5 protein-coding genes and 1 pseudogene are annotated in these 6,463 nt (G+C 57.2%); 5 read left to right on the forward strand and 1 reads right to left on the reverse strand.

All coding sequences use genetic code 11. The annotated features are described in order from the left end of the window. Positions 1-126: 126 nt before the first annotated feature. A complete protein-coding gene (locus ACR0LF_RS22460) occupies positions 127-1,986 on the reverse strand; it encodes an adenylate/guanylate cyclase domain-containing protein (protein WP_480583641.1) in 1,860 nt (619 codons plus the stop codon). A gap of 235 nt (positions 1,987-2,221) precedes the next feature. Between ACR0LF_RS22460 and ACR0LF_RS22465 the strand changes: the two genes are divergently transcribed. The 5 genes and pseudogenes from ACR0LF_RS22465 to ACR0LF_RS22485 all read left to right on the forward strand — a co-directional run bounded on the left by ACR0LF_RS22465 (position 2,222) and on the right by ACR0LF_RS22485 (position 6,197). Beyond that, positions 2,222-2,470, forward strand: a complete 249-nt coding sequence (locus ACR0LF_RS22465; RefSeq protein WP_480583638.1) for a hypothetical protein — start codon at positions 2,222-2,224, stop codon at positions 2,468-2,470. Between the two features lie 18 nt (positions 2,471-2,488). Then, positions 2,489-3,328, forward strand: a pseudogene (locus tag ACR0LF_RS22470) (efflux RND transporter periplasmic adaptor subunit); the annotation flags it as partial. Positions 3,329-3,484: 156 nt separating this feature from the next. Further along, positions 3,485-4,855, forward strand: coding sequence for an efflux RND transporter permease subunit (locus ACR0LF_RS22475; protein WP_480583635.1), 1,371 nt, complete (start codon positions 3,485-3,487; stop codon positions 4,853-4,855). Between the two features lie 14 nt (positions 4,856-4,869). Next, positions 4,870-5,643 (forward strand): efflux RND transporter permease subunit, encoded by a 774-nt coding sequence (locus ACR0LF_RS22480; RefSeq protein ID WP_480583632.1) that lies wholly within the window; start codon positions 4,870-4,872, stop codon positions 5,641-5,643. Positions 5,644-5,657: 14 nt separating this feature from the next. Continuing rightward, the gene (locus tag ACR0LF_RS22485) at positions 5,658-6,197 is read left to right on the forward strand and encodes a TetR/AcrR family transcriptional regulator (protein ID WP_480583629.1); all 540 of its coding nucleotides are present in this window, start codon (positions 5,658-5,660) and stop codon (positions 6,195-6,197) included. The last annotated feature ends 266 nt before the right edge of the window (positions 6,198-6,463 follow it).

Below are 6,463 nucleotides of genomic sequence, written 5' to 3' on the forward strand. Positions count from 1 at the left end.
GGCCGGGGCTCAAGGAAGGGCTCAAGCCTTGGAGAGTTGGCCTGTACTCAATCGTTCAGGTCCGACGATTGGATTGGGTTTTCCGAAGCACACCAGCATGAATGCACGCCTGACTCATATGCGGCTCTAGAAGGTCGGCTGACCCATCGTCTCATTTGCATAAATCCTGTAGACGGACACCTTTTCCTGCCGTCCCTTGACCTGGAATTTTCCGGCATACTCCAGCTTGAACGAAGGCCCAAGCAGCATTTTCGTTTCGTCACTGACCAGAATTTTGGTCTGCTCATCGCTCTCCAGCGAACCCGCCAAAGTTTCAATACGCGCACAGGTATTCACGGTATCTCCGATCACCGTGTAGTTCATCCGTTCCACAGCACCGATATTGCCGACGATCAGGGGCCCGGTGTGGACGGCGATTTTCACCCTGTATTCCACTTCGGCCTCTGCCAGAGATTTTCGGATGGCCAACGCGGCACGGCAGGCCCGTTCGGCATGGTCCTCCTGAACCTGCGGTGCGCCCCAAAAGGCCATCACGGCATCTCCAATGTACTTGTCGATGGTGCCGCCTTCGGCCTCGATGCACCGATTGAGGATTTCGAAATGGCGATTCAGCAGGTTCGCCGTAACTTGCGGTGAGTTTGCCTCTGATGCAGCCGTAAACCCTTCGATATCCGCGAACATAACCGTCAGTTCGACCTCGCGGGGTGCGACCAGCTTGGGATCGCCGGTCTTCAGCAATTGCCGCACCAGAGTGCGGGGCAGGTAGGTTTCGAACCAGCGCAGCCCGTCCAGCATCCTGTTGAACGCGTTGGCCTGAAGGTTCAACTCGGCCACGCGCGAAGGCGGAAGATAGTCCACCTGCTCCAGCTTGAGTTCACTGATTTCCCGGGCACCTTCGGTCGAACGTCGAATGGGGGCGGCAAGCCGTCTGGCCAGCATCAGGGCGGCCAGAACGGACATCGCCAACAGGCCGATACCGACAAAGGCGGCGTCACTCAGCCGGGTCCATTGGTTGCTCCAGTCGCTCAGCGGGGAATATTGCCCGATTACCCAGGGTTCAGGGCCGAAGGCTTTTACGGTGCTGGCCAGCACCAATTGCTCTCCCTCTTTGGCTTCCACGACAAAACCGTCAAAAGATTCATTGTCGCCCTGAAATTCAGGGACCTGTGTCAGCATCTGCGTGATGACGGCGTCATCAAGCACCTCAATCGAATGCAGAGGAGCGTTAGAGTTCAGGTCGCTTGTCGGAAAATTCAGCAATTTCGGATGGGCCAGAACGCCGTCATCCCCATATAAAATGAAACCTGTGGCCCCGTATTTCCTGCTCAGATCATCAACGATTTCAGTAAAGTGCTGCACGGTCGAGGATACAAGGATAGCTCCTTGAAAGACGCCATTCCTATGCGCTGGAGTCGCCACCGAAATATGCGTCCTGCCCTCATCGAAAAATGGTTCGTTCCAAAACAGACCCGGATAGCCTTCAACCTCTTGCACATATTCGATGAGCCCGGTGTTGGACGGCCTGTGAGACGAGCGGAAGGTTGACCCATCCGGGCTTTTCGTATGCGTCGTCATGAAAATCCGGCCATCCGGATAGATGACCACAAGGTCGGTCAGATATGGGACAGAGGCTGCAACGCCTTTAAAGTAAGCCTCGAGAAACCCGGTATCGGACAGATCGACAGCGCCAGTATTTGCGTCCTTTTGCAGTGCTCTGGCCAACTCCTCAATTGGCGTGGTCAGGTCGAAGACATTGGCTTTGATGGTGTCGACCAGCATCTCAGCAGAAGTGTTCAGCAATTCGGTTGTGTTGCGGACATTGGCGTAGGTCGCAATAAACAGCACCGCACCGGCTGATAGCGCGACCAATCCGCTGATGGTCAAAGTCAGAAGCGTTGAGATTCTGATTCTGAATTTGGATCGCTGACCGCTTTTCCGCGATGCGTCGGTCCCGGCTTGGTCGCGGTATGTGTCTTCTTTGGCCATGTCTAAACGATACCTTGTTTGCAGGTCCGGTTGACGCCGGTGAAAGTGACGCGCTGCTGTGTCGATCGAATGTCAGCTCCAACAGGCCGTCCCGGGAAAATTACCGCCAGAGCGCCAGAGTTTTTTAGCTGCTGGACAAGAATTGTACCACTCTTGACTTCATTTAAATACGACCATATTTAAAGCTGCGCGCAGAAGATACATTTCCTGTGAGATTTCGGACAAGGATTAGGATATGTCATTTCTACGCGGGACACTTCTATTAGTGGTTCTTGCTGGTCTGATCGGGGGGCTTGGATACTTCAAGTTCATACAGATTTCGGCAGCAATCGCACAGGGCGAGGCTTATCCCGAACATTCTGAATCCGTCGAGGCGACAGAGGCCGCGTTCGCCGAATTCGCGCCGACCACACGGGTATCTGGCGAAGTCGTTGTGCCTTACCGGGTGGTTCTGCGCAGCCAGCACGCAGGACAGTTCGCGTAAGTTGGTTTCCAACCCGGTGAGCGTGTCGAAGCAGGACAGCTTCTGGAGCAGCTTGATGTGGCCGAGGAAAAAGCGCGGCTGACCGGCGCGCGCGCTGCAGTCACTCTGGCCGAGCTTGAACTGGACCGTTTGCAAAGGTTGTTCAAGACAGGCAGCACGAACAAGGCCCGGCTGGACACCGCGCAGGCCGCTTATGATACCGCGCAATCAAATCTTGCAGTCATAGAACAGACGATCATCCAAAAAACCATCCGCGCCCCGTTCTCCGGAGTGACCAAGCCGGGCAACCTTCAGGTCGGGCAATACCTGAATATCGGTGAGGATGTTGCCGAGATCACCGACCGCCGCGACAGCGTCTGGGTTGACTTCCGGCTGCCGCAGTTTCTTGGAATTCTCGAGGTTGGGTCGAATATTTCGGTTGTGCTGAACCCTTGGGAATCCGTCGAGGGCCAGCTGATCTCGCGCGATGAAAACATCACTGTCGACCTTCTCACCCGGCTGTATCGGGCGCTAGTCAGCGATGAACAACCGGAACTGTCAAACGGTTCCTTTGTTGAGGTGGACGTTCCGGCGCAGTCTGCGCTTACCGTGGTCGATCTGCCGGTGACCGCGCTGCAGTCCGATGCCTATGGGCAGTTCGTCTATGTGCTGGCACCCGCTGAAACCGAAGGCGCATTCCGTGCCGCACGTCGTGACGTGTCCGAAATCCACTATCAGGGCGACCGCGTTCTGATCGGCGAAGGGCTGGAGCAGGGCGCGCTGATCGCAACCGATGGGTCATTCAAACTATACACGGGCATCCTGACCTATGTTGTTGATGACCTGCCGGACGAAACCGCTTCGGACAGCGGCTGGTAACGGAAGGAACGCGTCATGGAAATCTTTGTTCGCCGACCGGTCCTGTCGCTGGTCGTAGCATGGTCACGGCCTGGCTGAAGCTGGGCGCAGACAGCTCGATCGCGCTGGCGCAATTGTCGGCTGAACTGAACAAGGTGCGCTCGGAGTTGCCAGCAGGTGACGACGATCCGGCGGTCTCGGTCAAAAAGGGCGGACCGCGTTGCGGCGGCGTTCTATCTGGCCGCCGCGCCCGACTATTGGGACCGGCATGAAGTCACCGACTATCTGGACCGCAACGTCTCGCCGATCCTGTCCTCGATCGATGGGGTGCAACGGGTCGGGCTCGAAGGCGGGCGTGATCCTGCCTTGCGTATCTGGTTGGATACCGCGCGGCTGGCCGCGTTCAACTTGTCGGTCGATGAGGTCATAACCGCATTGCAGAGCAACAACGTTGTTGCCGCTGTCGGGAACCTTGAAGGCAGTCAGCAGAAGCTGAACATTCTGACCAATGCCAGCCTGCAGACCGTCGAAGATTTCAAGAACTTGCACCTGCGCAATCTGGATGGTGTCAAGCTGACCCTGGCGGGCGTGGCCGAGATAGAACTGGGCGAGGGCACGGCCTCGGTGGATGCCCGGGACGATCTGAACAAGCGGGTGTTCCTGTCGATCTGGCCTCTGCCCGGCGCGAACGAGATCGCCATCGGGGATGAGCTTTATGTGATGCTGGATAAGATCAACCGCGGCCTGCCCGATGGGCTTGAAATCTCGATCGTATATGACAGTACCGACTGCATGCGCTCGGCGCTGAAAGAGATCTTCAAGACGTTGGGCGAGACGGTCTTTCTGGTCGGTATCGTGATCCTGTTCATGATGGGATCGATCCGGGTGGCCCTGGTGCCGCTGGTGGCAATCCCGGTGTCGATCCTGGGTGCCATTCTGGGCATGATGGTCATGGGCTTCACGCTGAACCTGCTGACCATTCTGGCGATTGTGCCGTCAGTCGGTCTGGTGGTGGACGACGCCATCGTGGTTGTCGAAAACGTCGCGCGGCACAAACGCGCGGGCAAATCCGGAATTCAGGCCGCATTGATCAGTTCGCGCACTTTGTTCCGCCCCATCATCGCGATGACGTTTACGTTGTGCGCGGTGTTCATCCCCATCGGCTTTATCGCCGGGCTGTCCGGCGCGTTGTTTCGCGAATTTGCCTTTACCATCGCGGCCGCGATTGCGTTTTCCGGTGTGACCGCCGTGGTCCTGTCGCCCTTGATGAGCGCCTATCTGACCGCCGGGTTTGAAAGCGGCAAATTCCTCTATGTTGACACCGATCTGAAAATCGACTTGCCGATTGTCCGGCTGGAATACGACCATCAACGCCTGTCCGATCTGGGCCTGACCAGCCTGGGCGTGACGAACCAGCTGTCCGCCCTGCTGTCGGACCGCTACGTGAACCGCTTTGACGCCAGTGGCCGCGCCTATGAGGTCATCCCGATGGCGGCCCAGCAATACTGGGCCGAACCGCGGTACTGGCTGAAACAGCCATCCGTCTGAACGACGGTACCCTTGTGCCTTTATCCTCGCTTGCGCGCATCCATGTGACCGCGCAACCTAGGGAACTGGGCAAGTTCGACCAGCAACGCGCCTTCCGAATCTTCGGCGGCGTGGTTCCCGGCACCACCAATGGCGAGGGGTTGGCCGCGCTTGAAAAAGCGGCGGCTGAGATTTTGCCGGCTGGTTATTCCGTCGATTTCGCCGGCGTCTCGCGCCAGATCAAGCAAGAAGGCAACAGCCTGATGATCACGATGGCGATGTCGCTTGCCATCGTCTATTTGGCGCTGACGGTTCAGTTCAAAAGCTTCCGCCTGCCGCTGATCATTCTGTTGGGCTCCGTCCCGCTGGCGCTGTTCGGCGCGGTGATGTTTGCCTTCCTGGGGCTGAGCTCGATCAACATCTATTCCCAGATCGGGATCAGTACGCCGGTTGGTCTGGTAGCGAAGAACGGGATTCTGATCACCGAATTCGCAAACGTTCTGATGGAAGAAGGCAAGGACCGCGTCGACGCCATCATCGAGGGCGCGCAATCCCGCCTTCAGGCAATTCTGATGACGACGGTGGCCACGGTTGTCGGGCACATCCCGCTGCTTTTGGTCGAGGGTCCGGGCGCCGAGGCGCGCAACAGCATCGGTATCGTCATCGTTGCAGGGATCACTGTGGGGATCTTTTTCACTCTGATCGCGCTGCCTTCGATCTTCCTGCTGTTCTCGCCCAAAAAGCTGCACAAAAATTCCGAGCTTGACGACGGCGCAGAAAATACGGTGCATAAGGTCGCTGCGCAATAGTCAGGAGGTCCGGCTTGGCCCGTTTCAAGAAACTCTGCCGTGATGAGCTGCTGGATGCAGCGCTGAGCGTCATTCTTGAAAAGGGGCCGCATGCGCTGACCTTCGGCAACATCGCGACGGCTGCCGGGGTGACCAAAGGCGGGATTCAATCCAACTTTGGAACCAAAGAAGCCATCATCAATGCGCTTTTCAATCGATGGGCAATTGCACTGGACCAGAAATGCGCGGACATCGCCGCCGAAACCGGGCAGGCCCCAGACAGTTTCGAGGTCTTCCAGGCAGCGACACTGGCTTCGCATTTGGAGAATCCCAGGCGGGACGCAGCCATGTTCATCCTGATGTCGCTGGACGAAAAGCAGCGCCAGTCCAGCAAGGAATGGGCGCGTCAAAAGTTCGAACAGTTCGGTCTTGATCAGCCTGAGGCGCACAGCAAGCGCCTCTTTTTTGCCGTTCATCAGGCTTTGATCATCGTCAAATCAATCGGGCTTATGCCAATTTCCGCCAAAGAGTGGCAAAAGATCTTCGACGAAACGGACCATCTGATCGAAAGATGACGCCTTAGATTTGTTACGGACCGAGCGGACGGGGCTTGAGATTTCCGACACTGCTCCGATTTCGGGCACATTGATATGCAGAACGACATGCGGTGTTTGCGGGGTATCTGAAAAGCGTTGCGCCGCCCAAAAAAGGGCGGCGCGATTGTTACGTGGGTGGTTGGTGGCCGTTTATTCAGCGGCTTGCGCGCTGCTGGCGTCCTGTTTGTCACGCTGACCGTCGCGGAAGAGCGCTTTGGCCAGCGACACGCACATCAGACCCATCA

The sequence above is a fragment of the Ruegeria sp. E8 genome (assembly GCF_056533985.1).